This window comes from Actinomadura flavalba DSM 45200 (genome assembly GCF_000374305.1).
Lineage (GTDB): Bacteria > Actinomycetota > Actinomycetes > Streptosporangiales > Streptosporangiaceae > Spirillospora > Spirillospora flavalba.
This window is the reverse complement of the sequence record NZ_KB894095.1, coordinates 281893-300438: the sequence shown is the minus strand read 5'-3', so window position 1 is coordinate 300438 and position 18546 is coordinate 281893. Positions and strand designations below refer to the sequence as shown.

Annotated in this window: 16 protein-coding genes and 1 CRISPR repeat array (1 of these 17 only partly in view); of the genes, 7 read left to right on the top strand and 9 right to left on the bottom strand. The window is 72.0% G+C overall.

Features of this window, described 5'->3' with window-relative positions:
* A CRISPR array of direct repeats spans positions 1-160; the repeat unit is 30 nt; unit sequence GTTGCGACCCCTCGTAGGGGCGATGGGGAC (it extends 199 nt beyond the left edge of the window).
* 647 nt (positions 161-807) lie between these two features.
* Positions 808-2112 carry a M50 family metallopeptidase gene (locus C229_RS0114540; protein WP_018655808.1) on the top strand — a complete coding sequence of 435 codons (1305 nt, stop codon included), beginning with the start codon at positions 808-810 and terminating at the stop codon, positions 2110-2112.
* Positions 2113-2396: 284 nt separating this feature from the next.
* On the opposite strand, the gene cds1 is transcribed toward C229_RS0114540, so the two are convergent.
* Both cds1 and C229_RS0114530 read right to left on the bottom strand, forming a co-directional pair.
* Entirely contained in the window at positions 2397-3494 is a 1098-nt protein-coding gene (cds1, locus tag C229_RS0114535; RefSeq protein WP_018655807.1) for an L-cysteine desulfhydrase Cds1, read from the bottom strand.
* Positions 3495-4550: 1056 nt separating this feature from the next.
* A complete protein-coding gene (locus tag C229_RS0114530) occupies positions 4551-6077 on the bottom strand; it encodes an ATP-dependent DNA ligase (protein ID WP_018655806.1) in 1527 nt (508 codons plus the stop codon).
* A gap of 116 nt (positions 6078-6193) precedes the next feature.
* Here C229_RS0114530 and C229_RS0114525 point away from each other — a divergent pair, with 116 nt between their 5' ends.
* On the top strand, positions 6194-6982 hold the full coding sequence (locus tag C229_RS0114525) for a hypothetical protein (RefSeq protein ID WP_026313795.1): 789 nt from the start codon (positions 6194-6196) through the stop codon (positions 6980-6982).
* Between the two features lie 272 nt (positions 6983-7254).
* A complete protein-coding gene (locus tag C229_RS35785; protein WP_018655805.1) occupies positions 7255-7932 on the top strand; it encodes a 4'-phosphopantetheinyl transferase family protein in 678 nt (225 codons plus the stop codon).
* Here C229_RS35785 and C229_RS0114515 read toward each other — a convergent pair.
* The gene (locus tag C229_RS0114515) at positions 7910-8857 is read right to left on the bottom strand and encodes an AurF N-oxygenase family protein (RefSeq protein ID WP_018655804.1); all 948 of its coding nucleotides are present in this window, start codon (positions 8855-8857) and stop codon (positions 7910-7912) included. The two genes, C229_RS35785 and C229_RS0114515, sit on opposite strands and share 23 nt — an antisense overlap.
* Positions 8858-8873: 16 nt before the next feature.
* Positions 8874-9983: a ferritin-like domain-containing protein gene (locus tag C229_RS0114510; protein WP_018655803.1), complete on the bottom strand. Its 1110-nt coding sequence runs from the start codon at positions 9981-9983 to the stop codon at positions 8874-8876.
* Positions 9984-10090: 107 nt separating this feature from the next.
* On the opposite strand from C229_RS0114510, the gene C229_RS0114505 reads away from it, so the two are divergent.
* A complete protein-coding gene (locus C229_RS0114505) occupies positions 10091-10768 on the top strand; it encodes a TetR/AcrR family transcriptional regulator (protein ID WP_018655802.1) in 678 nt (225 codons plus the stop codon).
* On the opposite strand, the gene C229_RS0114500 is transcribed toward C229_RS0114505, so the two are convergent.
* Complete coding sequence (locus tag C229_RS0114500; protein ID WP_240487263.1) at positions 10750-11376, bottom strand: TetR/AcrR family transcriptional regulator; 627 nt, start codon at positions 11374-11376, stop codon at positions 10750-10752. The genes C229_RS0114505 and C229_RS0114500 overlap by 19 nt on opposite strands.
* Before the next feature lie 87 nt (positions 11377-11463).
* Here C229_RS0114500 and C229_RS0114495 point away from each other — a divergent pair, with 87 nt between their 5' ends.
* Positions 11464-12927 carry a flavin-containing monooxygenase gene (locus C229_RS0114495; protein WP_018655800.1) on the top strand — a complete coding sequence of 488 codons (1464 nt, stop codon included), beginning with the start codon at positions 11464-11466 and terminating at the stop codon, positions 12925-12927.
* Positions 12928-12988: 61 nt separating this feature from the next.
* Here C229_RS0114495 and C229_RS0114490 read toward each other — a convergent pair whose 3' ends face one another.
* The 4 genes from C229_RS0114490 to C229_RS30605 all read right to left on the bottom strand — a co-directional run bounded on the left by C229_RS0114490 (position 12989) and on the right by C229_RS30605 (position 16271).
* Positions 12989-13642 carry a TetR/AcrR family transcriptional regulator gene (locus tag C229_RS0114490; protein ID WP_018655799.1) on the bottom strand — a complete coding sequence of 218 codons (654 nt, stop codon included), beginning with the start codon at positions 13640-13642 and terminating at the stop codon, positions 12989-12991.
* A 106-nt stretch (positions 13643-13748) separates the two neighbouring features.
* Complete coding sequence (locus C229_RS0114485; RefSeq protein ID WP_018655798.1) at positions 13749-14357, bottom strand: TetR/AcrR family transcriptional regulator; 609 nt, start codon at positions 14355-14357, stop codon at positions 13749-13751.
* Between the two features lie 49 nt (positions 14358-14406).
* Positions 14407-14955: a DUF6542 domain-containing protein gene (locus C229_RS0114480; RefSeq protein ID WP_240487261.1), complete on the bottom strand. Its 549-nt coding sequence runs from the start codon at positions 14953-14955 to the stop codon at positions 14407-14409.
* Positions 14952-16271 (bottom strand): DNA recombination protein RmuC, encoded by a 1320-nt coding sequence (locus C229_RS30605; protein WP_018655796.1) that lies wholly within the window; start codon positions 16269-16271, stop codon positions 14952-14954. The genes C229_RS0114480 and C229_RS30605 overlap by 4 nt, the downstream gene beginning before the upstream one ends.
* Positions 16272-16380: 109 nt before the next feature.
* Here C229_RS30605 and C229_RS0114470 point away from each other — a divergent pair, with 109 nt between their 5' ends.
* Together C229_RS0114470 and ychF are read left to right on the top strand one after the other, a co-directional pair.
* Positions 16381-17394 (top strand): alpha/beta hydrolase fold domain-containing protein, encoded by a 1014-nt coding sequence (locus tag C229_RS0114470; RefSeq protein WP_018655795.1) that lies wholly within the window; start codon positions 16381-16383, stop codon positions 17392-17394.
* A gap of 46 nt (positions 17395-17440) precedes the next feature.
* A complete protein-coding gene (ychF, locus tag C229_RS0114465) occupies positions 17441-18532 on the top strand; it encodes a redox-regulated ATPase YchF (RefSeq protein WP_018655794.1) in 1092 nt (363 codons plus the stop codon).
* The last annotated feature ends 14 nt before the right edge of the window (positions 18533-18546 follow it).

The window sequence follows — 18546 nt, the reverse complement described above, 5'->3', positions numbered from 1 at the left end:
GCGACCCCTCGTAGGGGCGATGGGGACGGAGACGCACGCGATCCTGGGCGAACACCTCACGAGGTTGCGACCCCTCGTAGGGGCGATGGGGACAGGTTGCGCCTCGCGGGCGCATTCCGGCGGTAACGTAGTTGCGACCCCTCGTAGGGGCGATGGGGACCCCACAGTAAAGCCGCAGGTCGGCCAACCGTGAACCCCCGGGTTTTCGAAGAGATCTTCAGCGAGCCTCCGGTCGTGTTGCCAACCCCGGCGTGTCGCTGAAACCAAGGCTTAAATCCGTGCTCATCCTACGCCGGTTACAGCGCGTTCCGCAGCGCCCCAGACACCTCGGACCGAGCTGACTCCCGGCGAAAGAACACAGCGACACGGCCTGGTCCAGCGCCGGTGAAACGCGCGCCCGGCCACCACAACACGACCCGGCGAGAACGTAGAGAACACCCCATCGCCGCCCAGAAGACCACCAGCCGCATCGCGCGACCCACAGCCCGATCGAGACTCACGCCCGCACCGCGCCCGCCCGGCGTGACACGGCCCGACCCCCCAGGGGCGGTCGGGCGACCGAGACCGGTGGCGAGCCGGGCGAGCGTGCCTAGGCGCGACCCCCTTGTTCAGGCTGTCTCTGAGCCTGGTGAGAAAGTTGTCCACAGGTTCGTGGAGTGGTTCGCGTCCGGGGGCGTGGGGGCGCATGATGTTGGTCGTTCGTCGTGGGCGGCGGGTCGGATCGGGCGTGGGGTCACGGTCGGGGCGGCGTGTCGGGCATGACGTACGCTGAGACGGTTTCGTCGGGGATCACGGAGGGCGGGCGACATGGGGTGGCTGGCGGGGGTCCTCATCCTGTTCTTCGGGTTGATGGCGTCGATCGCGCTGCACGAGCTGGGGCACCTGGCGTTCGCCAAGCGTTTCGGCGTGCGCGTCACGCAGTACATGGTCGGGTTCGGGCCGACGCTGTGGTCGCGGCACCGGGGCGAGACCGAGTACGGCGTCAAGTGGATTCCGCTCGGCGGCTACATCCGCATGATCGGGATGCTGCCGCCGCGCCGCACCGACGCGCCCGGTCAGGTCCGGCGGCTCAGCACCGGGCCGTGGCAGGGGCTCATCGAGTCGGCGCGCGGCGCCGCGCTGGAGGAGGTCCGTCCCGGTGACGAGAACCGCGTATTCTACAACCGGGCGTGGTGGCAGAAACTGCTGATCATGTTCGCGGGCCCGGCGATGAACCTCGTCCTCGCCGTCGTCTTCTTCGCGATCGCCCTGATGGCGATCGGGACGCCGACGTCGGCGCCCGTCCCGACCATCGCGACCGTCTCCAAGTGCGTCGTCACCGGTGACACCGATGTGAAGACGTGCCCCGCCGACGCTCCGCCGACCCCCGCCGCGAAGGCCGGTCTGCTCCCGGGCGACACGATCGTCGCGTTCAACGGGCAGCCGGTCACCGAGTACGCCGCGCTCCAGCGCCTCATCCGCGACTCCGCCGACAAGACGGCGACGCTCACGCTGCGCCGTTCCGGGCAGGAGTTCACCGTCCAGGCGCCGATCATCAAGTCCCGGATGCCCGACCTGAAGGACCCCGGCAAGACCGTCGAGACGGGCTTCCTCGGCATCTCCCCGGTGGCGCCGGTCGTCAACGACCGGCAGTCGCCCGGCGAGGTCGCCGGCTTCGTCGGCGACGTGACGGTCCGTTCGGCGACGGCGCTGCTGCGGCTCCCCGAGAAGATGGTCGGCGTGTGGAACGCGGCGTTCATGGGCGCCGAACGCGATCTTGAGGGCCCGGTCGGCGTCGTCGGCGTCGGCCGCATCGGCGGCGACATCGCGACGTCCGAGCAGCCCGCCAAGCAGAAGATCTACTTCTTCCTGATGATGGTCGCCTCGGTGAACCTGGCCATCGGCCTGTTCAACCTGGTGCCCCTGCTGCCGCTCGACGGCGGCCACATGGCGGGCGCCATCCTCGAAGCGATCAAGAAGTTCCTCGCCCGCCTCCGCGGCCGCCCCGACCCCGGCCCCGTGGACGTCGCGAAGGCCCTCCCCGTCACCTACGTCATGGCGATGTTCCTCATCGTCATGGGCGGCCTCCTCATCTACGCCGACATCATCAACCCCATCCGCCTCTCCGGCTAACCCCGCACACACGCGAACGCCCCCGGTGAGGGGTCGGCGGACGTCGTCGATGAGCACCCCGCACGCAAACACCCCGACCCCGACCCCGGCCCTGTCGACGTCGAACACCGAGCACCCCGCACGTACGCGAACGCCCCTTCACGGGGATGGCGACGTCGAGATCAAACACCGAGCGCCCCGCACGCACGCGAACGCCCCGCGACGGTCGCACCCGCGCCCGGAACCACCCGACCAGCCGGAGCGGCGACGTGTGTGGGCTCGTTGCCGCGTGGGGGAGGGGCGGGTCAGAGGGCCAGGGGCATGGTGCCGGATTGCAGGAAGGTGTCGAGGGTCTTGCGGTGGGGCTCGATGTCCAGGTTGCGGGCTGTCAGCCAGGTGTCGGAGTTGTACGTCTGGGCGTAGCGGTCGGCGCCGTCGCAGATGAGGGTGACGACGCTGCCCTGTTCGCCGCGGGCGAGCATGTCGGAGATCAGGAGCGCGGCGCCCCACAGGTTGGTGCCGGTGGAGCCGCCGACGGCCAGGCCCGTGATGTCGGCGGCCCAGCGCATGGCGGCGACCGACGCCGCGTCGGGCACCTGGATCATCCGGTCGATGACGGCCGGGAGGAAGGACGGCTCCACGCGGGGACGGCCGATGCCCTCGATGCGGGAGCCGGGGGCGGTGCCGTCGCGGTCGTCGCGGGCGAAGGCGTCGAAGAACGCGGAGCCCTCCGGGTCGACGACGGCGACGCGGGTGCCGAAGCGGCGGTAGCGGACGTAGCGGCCGATCGTCGCGGACGTGCCGCCGGTGCCCGCGCCGACGACGATCCAGGACGGTTCCGGGAACCGCTCCAGCGCCATCTGCTCGAAGATCGACTCGGCGATGTTGTTGTTGCCGCGCCAGTCCGTCGCGCGCTCGGCGTAGGTGAACTGGTCCATGAAGTGGCCGCCGCACTCGGCGGCGAGCCGGTGCGACTCGGCGTAGATCGACGCCGGGTCGGACACGAGGTGGCAGCGGCCCCCGTAGAACTCGATCAGCGCGATCTTCTCCGGGCTGGTCGACGCGGGCATCACGGCGACGAACGGCAGCCCGAGCAGCCGCGCGAAGTACGCCTCGCTGACGGCGGTCGACCCGCTGGACGCCTCGATGATCGCGGTGTCGGCCCGGACCCACCCGTTCGCGAGCCCGTAGAGGAACAGTGACCGCGCCAGCCGGTGCTTCAACGACCCGGTGGGATGCACCGACTCGTCCTTGAGGTACAGGTCGATGCCCCAGTCGGCCGGCAGCGGGAAGACGTGCAGGTGCGTGTCGGCGCTGCGGTTGGCGTCGGCCTCGACCTTCCGGATGGCCTCGATGGCCCACGCCCGCCGCGCCGGGTCACCACGATCGACGATTCGGGTCATCCCCGCACGATATCCCCGCACTTCACCTCGCCGGAGCCACCCCCGTCCTGCTTTTCGGCAGCGGGCCACGCCAGCCACCCGCCCCCGCCATGCGGCTCCGCCCGCACCAGCACATCGGGATCGGCCAACGGCATGGTCCGCACGCACCACCCCGCCCGCACCCACCCCCGGGCCACCCCCCGGCCGCCCCCGCCACGGGAGACTCAGTGTCGCGCGCCCCCACGTCGGGCGTCGCCGCGTCGGGTGTAACCACGCCCGATGCCCCGTCGCCGGAAGCGCCCGCGCCGAGCGTTCCTGCACCGGGGCCCCGCACGCCAGGCGCCCCCGCACTGAGTTCGTCCGCTCCGAAGGTTCCTGCGCTGGGCGCTCCGCCGCCGAAAGCTCTCGCACCGGACTTCACGGCGCCGCGCGCTCGTCCGTCGACGGCTCCGACGCGGCGAATCCCTGCGCTGTGCGTTCCCGCGTTGATGGTTCCCGCTCCGGGACTCGACGCGTCGCGCGTTCCCGCGTCGACGGTTGCCGCGCCGAGTCTCGCGGCGCCGCGCGCGCTTGCGTCTGCGCTTTCTGCGCCGGGACGCGCCGCGCCGCGCGTTCCCGCGTTGACGGTTGCCAGGTCGGGAATCCCTGCGCCGCGCGTTGTCGGGACGGTTTTTGTGCCGGGACTTGCTGTGTTGGGCGTTGTCGCGTCTTGGGTGGGTTTCTCCTGGTGGAGAAGGCCCGCTTTTCGTGGGGTTGTGCGGGGGTTGTTGGGTGGGTTGTCGTTCTGTGACGTGTGTTTGGTTGGGAGGGCTGTGGCGGGTGGGGGGTGTGGGGCGGGTGCCAGGGTGCGGCTCGACGCTGACGCTGTCGGGAGCGCCGGGGCGAGGAGAGCGAGGGGCAGGGTCGCGATGATCCAGGGCTGTACCGTGCGCATCGTCACCTCCGTGATACGGACGGTGACTATCTTTGCGTCTTCGGTGGTGCCACGCTGGCGCGCACCGCAAAGCCTCGGTCAAACTCCACCGAGGCCCCGCCCGTGCCGTTACCGGCGGGCCTCGCCGGGCCGCCCCGGGGCGGTTAGTCGAGGACGGGGGCCACTGCGCGGACGGTGTCGATGGTGTCGGCTTCGGTGGGTGACTTGTCGGGGCGGTAGCGGAGGACGCGGGCGAAACGCAGGGCGATGCCGCCCGGATAGCGGGTGCTGTGCTGGACGCCGTCGAAGGCGATCTCGACGACGAGTTCGGGACGGACGTGGACGGTCCAGTCGTCCTCGGAGACGGCGAGGGCGCGCAGGTGCTCGGTCTGCCAGGCGAGGAGTTCGTCGGTGAGGCCCTTGAACGTCTTGCCGAGCATGACGAAGCCGCCGGTGCTCGGGTCGCGGGCGCCCAGGTGCAGGTTCGACAGGGAGCCGCTGCGGCGGCCATGGCCCCATTCGGCGGCGAGCACGACCAGGTCGAGCGTGTGCCGGGGCTTGACCTTGATCCATCCGGCGCCGCGCCGCCCGGCCGTGTAGGGACTGTCGGGCGCCTTGACCAGGACGCCCTCGTGCCCCCGCCGGACGGCCTCGGTGAACACCTCGGCCGCCTCGTCGGCGGAGGCGGTGACGCGGCGCGGCATCCGCTGCGCGGCCGGGACGACCCGCTCCAGCGCGGCGTGCCGCTCGGCGCCCGGACGGTCGAGCAGGTCGTCGCCGTCGAGGTGGAGCACGTCGAACAGCAGCACCGACAGCGCGACCTGCTCGGTGCCGCGCGGCACCCGCGTCGCGGTGCGCGCGGACGTCACCTGGAACGGGTGGGGCGTGCCGTCGGGCCGCAGCGCGATCAGCTCGCCGTCGAACACGGCGTCGCGGACGGGCAGCGACGCCAGCGCGGACACGACCTCCGGCAGCCGCTCGGTGATCTCGTCGAGCGTGCGGGTGAAGACGCGGACGGCGCCGCCGGTGATGTGGATCTGTGCGCGGATGCCGTCGAGCTTCCACTCGACGGCGGCGGGCCCGTCGACGCGTTCGAGCGCGGCGGCGACGTCGGGCGCGGACGCGGCCAGCATCGGCCGCACCGGACGCCCGACCTCCAGCCCGAACTCCGCGAGCGCGCCCGCGCCGCCCGCCAGCGCCGCCGTCGCCACGGGACCGAGCGCCCCGCGCAGCATCACGGCCCGCCGCACGGCCGCGACGGGCACGTCAGCGGCCTTCGCGACGGCCTCGGTCATGACCCCGTCGAGCGCGCCCTGCCGTAGCTCGCCCGACAGCAGCCGCACCAGGAACCGCTGCTCCTGCGCGGTGGCCCGCGCGAACAGGGCGTGCAGCAGCTCGCGCCGCCGCGCCACCGACCCCTTCCCGGCGACGCCGCCGATCGCGCCGAACGCGGCGTCCACCTCCAGGACGGTCAGCGCGGCCTCGGCGGCGGGCGGCGGGACGTCGCGCAGCGCCGCGTACCCGACGCCGATCTGCCGCTGCGGCAGGTCGCCGGAGAGGTAGCCGACGGCGATGGCGGCCTCCGCCGGGGCGGCGTCGCGGAGGCAGCCGGCGATGGCCGCCGCCTTGGCCTTGCGGGACGAGGTCGCGGTGACCTCGGCGGACGTTCGCGCTAGAGCGGAGAGCAGCACGCTTCCATTCTGCCGAGCGGGTCCGACAGGATGTGCGGCCGGGGGATCTCCCGGACCGTTCCCCTTTTCGTCGGGTGAAGCGGGGGAAAAGATGCGATCAAGGAGAGGAGGCGGAGATGGGGCTGTCACCGGCGCCGCCGGAGTTCGAGCGCGGCTATTCGAGCCCGCAACCGCCGCGGGCCTCGCGCCGCCCCCGGCTGCTGGCGCTCGTCGCCGTCGTCGTGGTGGCCGGGCTCGCGGCGGGCGGGGCGTTCCTGTTCCTGCCGGACGACGACGAACGTGCCGCCCCGCCTCCGCCGACGACGGCGCCGACGCGGCCTCCGTCGCCGTCCGCGACCCCGTCCACGCCGCCGCCCGCGCCGACGTCCCGTCCCCCCGCGCCGCCTCCCGCCCAGGGCCCGATCGCCGCGCTGACCCCGCCGTGCGCGGGGGTCACCGAGGCCACCGCGCGCCGCCTCGTTCCGGGCGCGCGCAGCCAGGCGGCGGGCAACACCTCCCTCACGACCTGCACGTTCAGCTCACCGCACGGTGACGCGAAGGTGGTCCGGGTGGAGAAGAGACTGTTCCCCTCCGGTGAGGGCGGCGACGTGTCGGCGTTCGCCCGGGAGATGCTCGCGTCGGCGATCCGGCAGGCGCAGACCTCGCCCGACCAGGTGATCACGGTTCAGCGCCGCGACGACCTCGGCGACGACGCCTTCCACCGCTTCAAGGTCGACAAGCCGCTGCGTCCCGGGGGCCGCCCGGAGACGGTCGTCGCGGAGGTGACGGTCCGCGTCCGCAATGCTCTGGTGACGGTGGGCTACAGCGAGGCCGCCCCCAAGACCGGCGACCCCGCACGCAACGAGAAGACCTGCGTGGCGAACGCGATTCTGGTTCTGGAGGAAGTGCTGCCGGGTTTGCGGTAATCATTCTTGACCTCTTTCGGTCGATCGGCGGATATTCACCGTCATGGCCTTCTAGGCTGTTTCGCAAAGGGGAGGGAGCGCCGGTCCACCTCCGCCCGGCGGGCGGCGGGCCGGCGCACAGCGCGCAGAGGAGGAGGACGGCGTCGTGACCGCACAGCGGGCCGGAGTGTCCTGGATCTAGTGAGCACGGCCGCCGGGCCCGTCCCGGCGGCCCCTTCGATCGGGACGCCCCGCACCGGCTACGCTGGCGCGGCGACGAGAGGGGAACGCGGGTGGAACCGGTCACCGTGCACTGGGCGGCGCTCGACACCGTCCGTCCGCACCACGTCGCGCTGCTCGACGCCGCCGAACGCGCCCGTCGCGACCGCTACGTCCGCCCCGCCGACCGCGACCGCTTCACGCTCGGCGTCACGCTCACCCGCCTCGCCCTCGCCCGCCGGCTCGCGCTGCCGCCCGAACGCGTCCCGCTGACCCGCGCCTGCCCCGACTGCGACGCCCCGCACGGCCCGCCCCGCATCGCCGGGGGACCGTTCCTGTCCGTGTCGCACTCCGGCGACCGCGTCGCCGTCGCGATCTCCGGGCACGGGCCCGTCGGCGTGGACGTCGAGGAGGCCGCGGGCCGCATCGGCGACGACGTCGCCGCGCACCTGCTCGCCCCCGGCGAGTCCGCCACCGGCGAGGACGCGCTGCTCGCCTACTGGACGCGCAAGGAGGCCCTGCTGAAGGCCACCGGCGAGGGGCTGCGCGAGCCGATGACGCACCTGCGCGTCAGCGCCCCCGACGCCCCGCCCGCCCTGCTGGACTGGACGGGCCGCCCCGGCCTCGCCGCCCGCTTCACCCTGCGGACGCTCGACCCGGGCCCCGGCCACGCCGCCTGCCTGGCGCTCCTCGACCACCCGGCGGACGTCGCGGTCGAGGAGCGCACGTTCACTCCAGCAGCCCGGCCTTGAGCCAGACCGAGCGCGCCCGCCCGTCCAGGAAGCCGATCTCCTCGAAGAACGCGGTGCACTTGCGGAACGACCAGGCCATCGTGGCGCGCCGGTGCGGGCTCGCCGCCGCCGCGCGGCGGGCGGCGCGAGGGTCCAGGCCGACCGCCGCGTAGCCGGACGGGTGGAGGAAGTGCCCGGCCATCAGCGCCGTCGAGCGCGCGAGCGAGTACGCGGCCGTCCGCCGCTGCCACGCGGGCACGGCCGCCACCAGCCGCTTCAGCTCCTCGCGCGCGTAGCGGATGTGCCGGGCCTCCTCGATGACGTGGATGCGCGTCACCTGCCGGATGATCGGCTGGACGTCCTCGTCGGGGAAGGTGATCCGCTGGAACGCGTCGGTGAACTCCTCCACGACGAGCGTCCCGGCGAACTTCACGAGCGGGTCGTTGACGGCCGACGCGACCTTGCCGAGCTGGTACATCAGCGGATTGGGGCGGGTCGTCCGGAGCCCGCACGTCTTCACCATCCGCCCGAACATGACCGAGTGGCGGCACTCGTCGGCGATCTCGGTGAGGGCGTAGGCGACGTGGGCGCTGTCGTAGCTGCGCCGGTAGGCGTGCTGGACGAGCGCCTGCATCAGCATCATCTCCGACCAGATGCCGAACGACGCGATGCTGCACATCTCCCGCCTGCTCAGCTCGACGCGCTCGCGGTGCGACAGCGCGTCCCACAGCGGCGTCTCGTAGAGCGAGACGAGCGTGGGCGGCAGGTAGAAGACGTCGGGGTCCTGGGGGACGTCCCAGTCGACGTCCACGTCCGGGTCGAACGAGTGCCTGCGGGACGCGTCCAGCAGCCGCCCGGCGGTCGCCTCGCGGTCGGACAGGACGAGCGTGTGGTCGCCGTCGCGGCAGCGGATGCGGGCGGTGCGGGGCTCGGTCAGCGTGGGCATGGTGCGTCCTCTCCGGTCAGGACGTGGCGGCCTCGGCCGCGATGACGTCGTCCACCTCGGCCTTGCGCTCGGCCTCCTCGGCCGCGAACCGCTCGGCGTCCAGCCGCTCGGCCTGCTCCTCGTCGCCGCGCATGAGCGCGTCCAGGTCGGCGCGGGACGCCTCCAGGACGCCCATCTCCTCGAACGTCGCGCGGATGCGCGGGCTCCACAGCCCGATGTCCTTGACGCACGGGACGATCCGGCTGAACAGCAGGCTCTGGAACATCCGCATGTAGGGGGAGTTGGTGACGAGTTCGTCCACCTCGGCGGGGTTGATGCCGAAGTTCTCCCAGATCTCCCGGCCCCGGATGCGGTCGCGCATCAGGTGGCAGCCCTCGATGACGAACTCCTCGCGCTCGCGCAGCTCGGGCGCGGACAGCTCGCGGTAGTGGTCGCGCAGCGCCAGCCGGCCGAACGCGACGTGCCGCGCCTCGTCCTGCATGACGTAGGTGAGGATCTGCTTGGGCAGCGGTTTGGTCGTGATGTCGCGGATGACGCCGAACGCCGCGAGGGCCAGCCCCTCGATGAGGACCTGCATGCCGAGGTAGGGCATGTCCCAGCGGGAGTCGTCCAGGGTCTCGGCGAGCAGGTCCTGGAGCTTGGTGTTGATGGGGTAGACGAGGCCGACCTTGTCCTGGAGGAACCGGGAGAAGATCTCGACGTGCCGCGCCTCGTCCATCGTCTGCGTGGCCGAGTAGAACTTGGCGTCCAGGTCGGGGACGGACTCCACGATCCGGGCGGCGGTGATCATCGCGCCCTGCTCGCCGTGCATGAACTGGCTGAACTGCCAGGACGAGGAGTGCCGCCGCAGCTCGCCGCGGTCGCGCTCGCTCATCTTGTCCCAGTGCGGCGTGCCGTAGATCGCGAGCGACTGGTCGGGGACGCCGAGGACGTTCTGCGGATCGACCTCCAGGTCCCAGTCGATGCGCTTGACGGAGTCCCACTGCTTGTCCTTGCCCTTCTGGTACAGGGCGAGGAGCTTGTCGCGGCCGTCGTCGTACTCCCAGGTGAAGCGGGCGTCGCCGGCGAGGGGCACGTCCCAGGTGGACGCGGCGACGGGTGAGGTGTAGAGGTCATGGGTCGACACGTGACGCCTCCCGGCGGACGATCGTACGTACAACGTACGTTTGGCGTACGTTGTACGTACCGTGTCACGGAGCACTTACCCTGTCAACGGCGGTAAAGGACGGTTCGATGGCCAAGAGTGTGACCTCCGGCACGGCGGAGGCCCGGCCCGTCCTCACCCGTGCCCGCATCGTCGCCGCCGCCGTCCGCCTGATCGAACGCGACGGCGCCAAGGCCCTGTCCATGCGCGCGGTCGCCGCCGAACTCGGCGTCGCCGTCATGTCGCTGTACAACCACGTGCCCGGCAAGGACGCGCTGCTGCGCGGCGTCGCCGAGCACGTCGTCGCCGGGATGGACTTCGACGGCGCGGCCGAGGCGTCCTGGGCCGACCGCGCGCGGGCGCTCGTCCGCGCCTTCCGGACCGTCGCGCACGACTACCCGCGCTGCATGACGATCGTCCTCACCCACCGCGCCGACGGCTCCATCGCGCTGCGCCCCGCCGAACGCGCCCTCGCCATCGCCGCCGAGGCGGGGTTCGACTCGGTGACGGCGGTGCGCGTCACCCGCGTCCTCATGGCGTACGCGCTCGGCACGCAGCTCCGCGAGGTGGGCATGACCAAGGCGCTCGACCGGCTCACCGACTTCACCGCGCTCGACCCGGCCGAGTTCCCGCACGTCCTGGCGAGCGCCGACGAGCTGGCGCGCAACGACTCCGAGGCCGACTTCGAGTTCGGCCTGGACCTGCTGCTCGCCGCCGTGGAGGCGCTGCCGCGCCGTCCCGGCTTCGATCAGGCGTCCGCCAGGTAGGGCGACAGGCCGTGCCAGCAGAAGTCGGACATGTACGTCGCGGCCTGCTCGGCGGTGACGTCGGCGTGCCGGACCTGCCACAGCGCCAGCCGCTCGCTGGCACCCATGATGATCTCGGTGAACGCGGCGACGTGGTCGTCGGGCGCGCCGGAGGCGAACGTGCGCAGGACGTCCCGGATCAGCGCGCTCTGCTGGAGCCGGATCTCCTCGACGGCCGCCGCCGCCTCGGGCGTCGCGGCCAGCTCGGCGAGCGCCATCGCGAACGAGCGGCGGTTGGAGCCGACGAACTCGAAGTAGGCGAGCATTCCGCGCGTCAGGATGTCGCGCGGGGTCGTGGCGCCCGCGATGCCCTTCTGCGTCACCTCGTACAGTTCGGCCTGCGAGAGGCGCAGGCACGCCAGCATCAGGCCCTCCTTGGACCCGAAGTACTCGTAGATCATCGGCTTGGAGACGCCGCAGCGGCGGGCGATCTCGTCCATCGAGGCGGCGTGGTAGCCGTGCTCGCCGAAGAGCTCCTTGGCGACGTCGAGCATCTGCCGCTCCCGCTCGGCGCGGGACATCCGGCGGCGGCGCGGGCGCGGCGGCACGTCGGGTGTGGCAGCACTCACAGGAGAATCCCCTCTGTTGGACCTACCGTCAGTAACCTACCCGGGGTAACTTACCGGTAGTAGGTTACCGCGAGAGTTTGGAACAACATGAGCGAGCGCGCCCCGGCCATCGTCATCATCGGGTCCGGCTTCGCCGGGCTCGGCATGGCGATCCAGCTCAAGAAGTCCGGCTTCCACGACTTCGTCATCCTGGAGAAGAGCAACGCCCTCGGCGGCACCTGGTACGACAACACCTACCCGGGCTGCGCGTGCGACGTGCCGTCGCACATGTACTCCTTCTCCTTCGACCTCAATCCCGGCTGGACGCGCATGTTCGCCCCGCAGCCGGAGATCCGCGCCTACATGGAGCGCGTCGCCGACAAGCACGCGATCCGCCCGCACCTGCGGTTCGGCTCGCACGTCGAGGCCATGGAGTACGACGACGCCGCCAAGCGCTGGAACGTCTCGCTCGCCGACGGCACCGTCTTCACCCCCAAGGCCGTCGTGTCCGGCATCGGCGCGCTGCACATCCCGTCCTACCCCGACCTTCCCGGCATCGAGAAGTTCCAGGGGACGGTCTTCCACTCCGCCGAGTGGAACCACGACTACGACCTGACCGGCAAGCGCGTCGCCGTCATCGGCACCGGCGCGTCCGCCATCCAGTTCGTGCCGAAGATCGCCAAGCAGGTCGACCACCTGGCGCTGTTCCAGCGGACGCCGCCGTGGATCCAGCCCAAGCCGGACGTCTCCATCCCGGCGCCGGTGCGCTCGGCCTTCCAGCGCGTCCCCGGCGCCGCCCGCGCCTTCCGCGCCGGGATCTACTGGGGGCTGGAGGCCCGCGCCGTCGGCTTCACCATCGACCCCCGGCTGTCCGGTCCGATGGAGAGCCTCGCCCGCCGCCACATCAAGCGGCAGATCGCCGACCCCGAGCTGCGCGCCAAGGTCACGCCCGACTACACGATCGGGTGCAAGCGCGTCCTGCTGTCCAACGACTACTACCCGGCGCTGACGCGCGACAACGTGGACGTCCAGACGTCCGGCGTCCGCGAGGTCCGAGAGAACTCGGTCATCGCCGCCGACGGCACCGAGTACGAAGTCGACGCGATCATCTACGGCACCGGCTTCAAGGTGACCGACGCGCTCGCCGAGCAGCGCATCGTCGGCCGCGACGGCCGCAAGATCCAGGAGGCGTGGGCCAACGGGATCGAGGCGTACCGGGGCACGTCCGTCCCCGGCTTCCCCAACCTGTTCCTGCTGCTCGGGCCGAACACCGGCCTCGGCCACAACTCCGTCGTCTTCATGATCGAGGTGCAGATCCAGCACGTGCTGAGCTGCCTGCGCCTCGTCCAGGAGAGCGGCGCCGACGCCATCGAGCCCAAGCCCGAAGCCCTGCGCGCCTTCAACGACAAGCTGCACAAGCGGCTTCGCAAGGCCGTCTGGAGCGAGGGCGGCTGCCAGAGCTGGTACCTGGACGACTCCGGCGTCAACCGCACCCTGTGGCCCGGACACACCTTCGAGTTCTGGGCGGGCACCCGCAAGGCCAGGGAAGAGGACTACACCCTCACCTACTGACAGACTCCGCAACGCCCCCGCACGGCGCCTCGCAGGACGCGGCGCGGGGGCGTTGCGGCCCTCACGGCTCCGGATACGGCGCGAACAGCGGGCGGAAACCGTCGATGAGACGGCGGATGATGGGGCGCTGCTCGGACGGGCCGCGCCCGCGCAGGTCCAGCACCGGGTCCAGGCCGTCGTAGTACGGCGCCAGCGCCAGGTGGGGGAGCATCATGAGCAGCAGGGTCGCCAGGACGTCCACGTCGGCGTCGGGACGGATGTCGCCGCGCTCCTGCCAGAGCTTCAGCGACGGGTGCACCACCTGGAGGTAGTGCTGGTTCGCGGTGTCGCGCACCACCGAGCGCACCGCGTTGTCCAGCTCGAAGTTCGTCGCCGCCGTCACCGCGCGTTCCAGCGGGTTCTCGCTCATGTACTCGGTCCACTCGCACAGGACGTCGAACAGCCAGCCGTCGAACGGCTGGTCGAAGTCGAGCCGGGCGATGCGGCGTTCCATCTCCTCGCGGATCGAGCGGGACGTCTCGTCGCAGACGAACGCGAAGAACTCCAGCTTGTCGGTGAAGTACTGGAACAGCGAGCCCTTGGCGATGCCCGCCTCGCGCGCGATCGTGTTCAGGCTGCCCGTGGAGTAGCCGTTGTCGCCGAACTCGCGCATGGCGACCTTGAGAACGCGGTCGCGCTTGGCCACGTTCAGCCGGAACCAGGTGGAGGTCGGCATGTACCCCTTCGACTTTCGTCCGCGGATGGTCGGGTGTGTCGGAAGAATAACGGGCTGGATACGGAAACGCCTACGTTGTGCCGCATCGCGGGCATCCGGCGCGGTGTCAGTCCGTCAGCCGGACGAGGATGCGCAGCACCTCGTCCAGGATCTCCCGCGCCTCCGCGCCGTCGTCGGCCAGCGCGATCTCCCGGCCCGCCTCGCCGATCACCGTCGTCAGGACCAGGCTCAGCACCTGCGTCGCCCGGCCGCCGTCGTCACCGCCGCGCAGCAGCTTGGTGTTCTGCCCGACCCAGTGCTGGGACCGCTTGCGCCGCATCAGCGAGAACCCCGCCGGGCCCTCGCCGCCGTGGAACAGCCGCGCCGCCTCCCGCCGCTCCCAGCACACCTCCAGGTACGCGCGCGCACCCGCGATGAACTGCGTGATGGGCAGCGCGTCCCCGGCGGCCCGGGACGCCGCGACGGCCCGCGCCGCGCTGCCCTCCTGCTCGGCCGACAGCTCCTCGAACAGCGCCAGGTACAGGCCCGCCTTGCCGCCGTAGTGGTGGTAGAGGCTGCCGACGCTCACCCCGGACCGCTCGACGATCTCCGCGATGCCCGCGCCCGCGTACCCGCGATCGGCGAACACCTGCTGCGCGGCCGTCAGCAACGCCTGCCGCGTCGCGTCCGCCCGCGCCCACTGCCGGCCGCCCTCACCGCTGGTCCTCGTGGTCATCGGTCCATCGTGCCCGCACCGAACACCCGGTCACCAGCCCCCGCCGGGCTCAGCGCTCCTTCGCCTCGTCCCAGCGGACGGGGTCGGCGTTCTCCTCCTCGTGGAACAGCCGCAGGCCCGCCAGCCGCTCGCGCAACTCGCGGATCTGCGCGAACAGCCCGCGCGGGACGCTGATCGCGACCGTGAGGACCGTCCCGAGCAGCAGCCACGGCGCCGTGCCCGCCAGCGACGCCAGCAGGCCCACCGCGACCGCGCGCGGCAGCGACGGCTCGCCGAGGCCCAGCAGGATCGCCGCGAGCAGCGTCCCGGCGAGGAACACCAGCGGCGGGCTCACCACCAGCAGCGGCAGATCCGTCGGGCGCGTCAGCAGCGCCGCCGCGACGCAGCCGAGCACGAACCCGGCGGCCGCAAGCGGCGTGAAACCCGTCCAGCCCGTCAGCAGCGCGCCGGCCAGCGTCGCGCCGAACAGCAGCACGATCCCGCCCCGGCCGGTCAGCGCCGGCCCGGCCTGCCGCCGCCGGGCGGCACCGCCCCGCTGCCCTGCCACGCGTCCTCCCGGAGGCGGCGCCGCCGCGCGGTCCACCGTCGGTGTGCTCATGAGTCCTCCCGCCGATCACGATGATCAGTGCCGGCGCGTGCGCCGAAACCTACCCGTTCGGCCGCCGGTTCGGGGCGCGGCCGGGCGGGCAGACGCGTCGCGTCGCCGGTGAGCTCCGCCGCCGTGAGCGGACGCGGGGCGTCCTCCACCGGCGCGGGCCCGTCGAGGGGGGCGTCGGTCACGCCGAGGTCGTTGAGGCGGCGGGCGCTGACCAGCACCCGCGACTCCAGCGAACCGACCGTTCGGTTGTAGGACGCGATCGCGCCGGTGAGGGCGCGGCCCAGCTCGTCGACGTGGCCGCCCATCGTGCCCAGCCGCTCGTACAGCTCGCGGCCGAGGTCGAACACGGCGCGGGCGTTGTGCGACAGCGCCTCCTGCTGCCACGCGTACGACGCCGTCCGCAGCATCGTGATGAGCGTCGTCGGCGTCGCGATGTGGACGCGGCGGCGCATCGCATGCTCCAGCAGGTCCGGGTCGCGGTCGAGGGCGGGGGCCAGGAACGCCTCGCCGGGGATGAACAGCACGACGAACTCGGGCGTGGCGGCGAACGCCTGCCAGTACGACTTGGCGGCCAGCCGGTCGACGTGGTCGCGCAGGTGGCGGGCGTGCGCGGCGAGCCGGTCGCGTTCGGCGGCGGCGTCGTCGGACGCGGCGGCGTCCAGGTAGGCGGCCAGCGAGACCTTGGAGTCGACGATGATGTTCTTGCCGCCGCTCAGCCGCACGACCATGTCGGGCCGGACCGTGCCGTCGAGCGTGACGGCGGTGGCCTGCTCGTCGAAGTCGCAGTGGTGCGTCATGCCCGCCAGCTCCACGACGCGGCGCAGTTGCAGCTCGCCCCAGCGGCCGCGCGCCTCGGGCCGCTGCAACGCCCGCACCAGCGTGCGGGTCTCGCCGCGCAACTGCTCGGAGCTCTGCCGGACGAAGTCGACCTGCTTGGCCAGCATGGCGTGCGACTCGCGGCGTCCGGTCTCGACCTCGCGCAACTGCTCCTCGACCTTGGCCAGCGTCTCGCGCAGCGGCGTCACCAGGTGCTCGACGGCCTGGCGCCGCCGCTCCAGCTCGCCCGCCGCCTCGACCCCGGCCGCCTTCAGCCTGGTGTCGGCCAGTTCCAGGAACCGCTGGTTGCTGGCGTCGAGCGCCTTGGCGGACAGGTTCTCGAAGTGCTCGGCCATGCGGGTCTCGGCGTAGGCGAGCTTCTCCTCCGCCGCGCGGGCGCGTGCGATCAGCGCGCCCTGGCGGCCCTGCGCGACCGCGTAGCCGACGACGGCGCCGAGCGCGACCCCGACGAGCAGCGCGGCGAACAGCGCGAGATCCATCCCATCATCGTGACAGCGGGCCGGGAGAGTACCGCTCCGACGCGCCGAGGAGGATAATGAGACTAATCGTCTAATTGTTCGCTTCTGGACCGTTTGCAAGGAGTTCGCCGTGGCCCTACGCGCGCCCGCCGCCCCCCTCCGGCCCGTCGCCACGACGCCCGTCCAGCGCCGGATCGTCCGCGCCCTCGCGCACGAGCCCGGACAGCCGCCGAGCACGCGCGCCCGCGTCGCCGGGCGCGTCATCCGGGTGCTGCTGCGGTCCGCGTGGGAGTTCGGTCCCGACAGCGACGCCGGGCTCGTCCGCATCCAGCGGGCCACCGACCTCGCCGGACGGTTCCAGCTCGTCCCGCGCGGCACCGACATCACCCCGCAGGAGCTCGCGCACGGGCACAGCGAGTGGGTGCGCGCGGGCGCCGTGGACGAGTCCAAGGCGCTGCTCTACCTGCACGGCGGCGGCTACTTCTTCGGCAGCCCCCGGCTGTACCGGCCGTTCGCGTGGCGGCTGTCGGCGGCGACGGCGCGTCCCGTCCTCATGGTCGACTACCGGCTCGCGCCCCGGCACACGCCCGCCGACGCCCTCGACGACGCGCTCGCCGCCTACGACCTCCTGATCGCGCGCGGCCACGACCCGTCGCAGATCGTCGTCGGCGGCGACTCGGCGGGCGGGCACCTCGCGCTCGCCCTGCTGCTGGCGCTCAAGGAGCGCGGCGCGGCACTGCCCGCCGCCGCGCTGCTCCTGTCGCCCTGGGTCGACCTGCTCTGCGAGGCCGAGTCGCACACCGCCAACGCCCGCACCGACTTCCTCATCCCGGCCGGGAAGCTCGCCCGGCTCGGCCGCGCCTACTGCGAGGCCGAGGGCCAGGTCGAGGACAGCGCGCTGCTGCGTCCCCGCAGCGCCGACCTGTCCGGGCTGCCGCCGTCGCTGTTCGTCGCGACCGGCGGCGAGATCCTGCGCGACGACGCCCGCTCCACCGCCGAGCGCGCGCGGGCGGCCGGGGTGGACGCCGAGTACCAGGAGTGGCCCGGCCAGGTGCACGTCTTCCCCGTCTTCGCTGACTACATCCCCGAGGGCAAGGCGCTCTTCCGGCACCTGGCCGACTTCCTGCGCCGCGCCGGCGCCTGAGCGCGACGTACGCCGGGGGTCGCGGCGGCTCGTAAACTTGGCTGCCGTGAGCCTCTCCATCGGAATCGTCGGACTGCCCAACGTCGGCAAGTCCACGCTGTTCAACGCGCTGACCAAGAACGACGCGCTGGCCGCGAACTACCCGTTCGCGACCATCGAGCCCAACGTCGGCGTGGTCGGCGTGCCCGACCCCCGGCTGGACGGCCTGGCGAAGATCTTCGGCTCGCAGAAGATCATTCCGGCGACGATGGAGTTCGTGGACATCGCGGGCATCGTCAAGGGCGCGTCGGAGGGGCAGGGGCTCGGCAACAAGTTCCTCGCCAACATCCGCGAGACCAGCGCGATCTGCCAGGTCATCCGCGCCTTCGAGGACTCCGACGTCACCCACGTCGACGGTGACGTCTCGCCCTCGCGCGACATCGAGACGATCAACACCGAGCTGATCCTCGCCGACCTCCAGACGATCGAGAAGGCCCTGCCGCGCCTGGAGAAGGAGGCGCGCACCAAGAAGGACAAGGACCAGCTCGCCGTCGTCGAGGCCGTCACGAATGCCCAGAAGGTGCTCGACTCGGGCACCACGCTGTTCGCGGGCGCCGCGTCCGCCGGCATCGACCTGGCGCTGCTGCGCGAACTGCACCTGCTGACGGCCAAGCCGTTCCTGTACGTCTTCAACCTCGACGAGGACGAGCTGTCGGACGAGTCCCTGCGCGCCCGCCTGCGCGACCTCGTCGCCCCCGCCGAGGCGATCTTCCTCGACGCCAAGATCGAGGCCGAGCTGATCGAACTCCCCGACGACGAGGCCCTGGAACTCCTCCAGGGCCTAGGCCAGGACGAATCGGGCCTCTCCCAGCTCGTCCGCGTGGGCTTCGACACCCTCGGCCTCCAGACGTACCTGACCGCAGGCCCCAAGGAATCCCGCGCCTGGACCATCCGCAAGGGCGCCACCGCCCCCGAGGCGGCAGGCGTCATCCACACCGACTTCCAACGCGGCTTCATCAAGGCCGAGATCGTCTCCTACGACGACCTGCTGGAAGCAGGCTCCATGCCCACCGCCCGCACAGCGGGCAAGGTCCGCATGGAGGGCAAGGACTACGTCATGCGAGACGGAGACGTAGTCGAATTCCGCTTCAACGTCTGACCCCACCAGGCCAA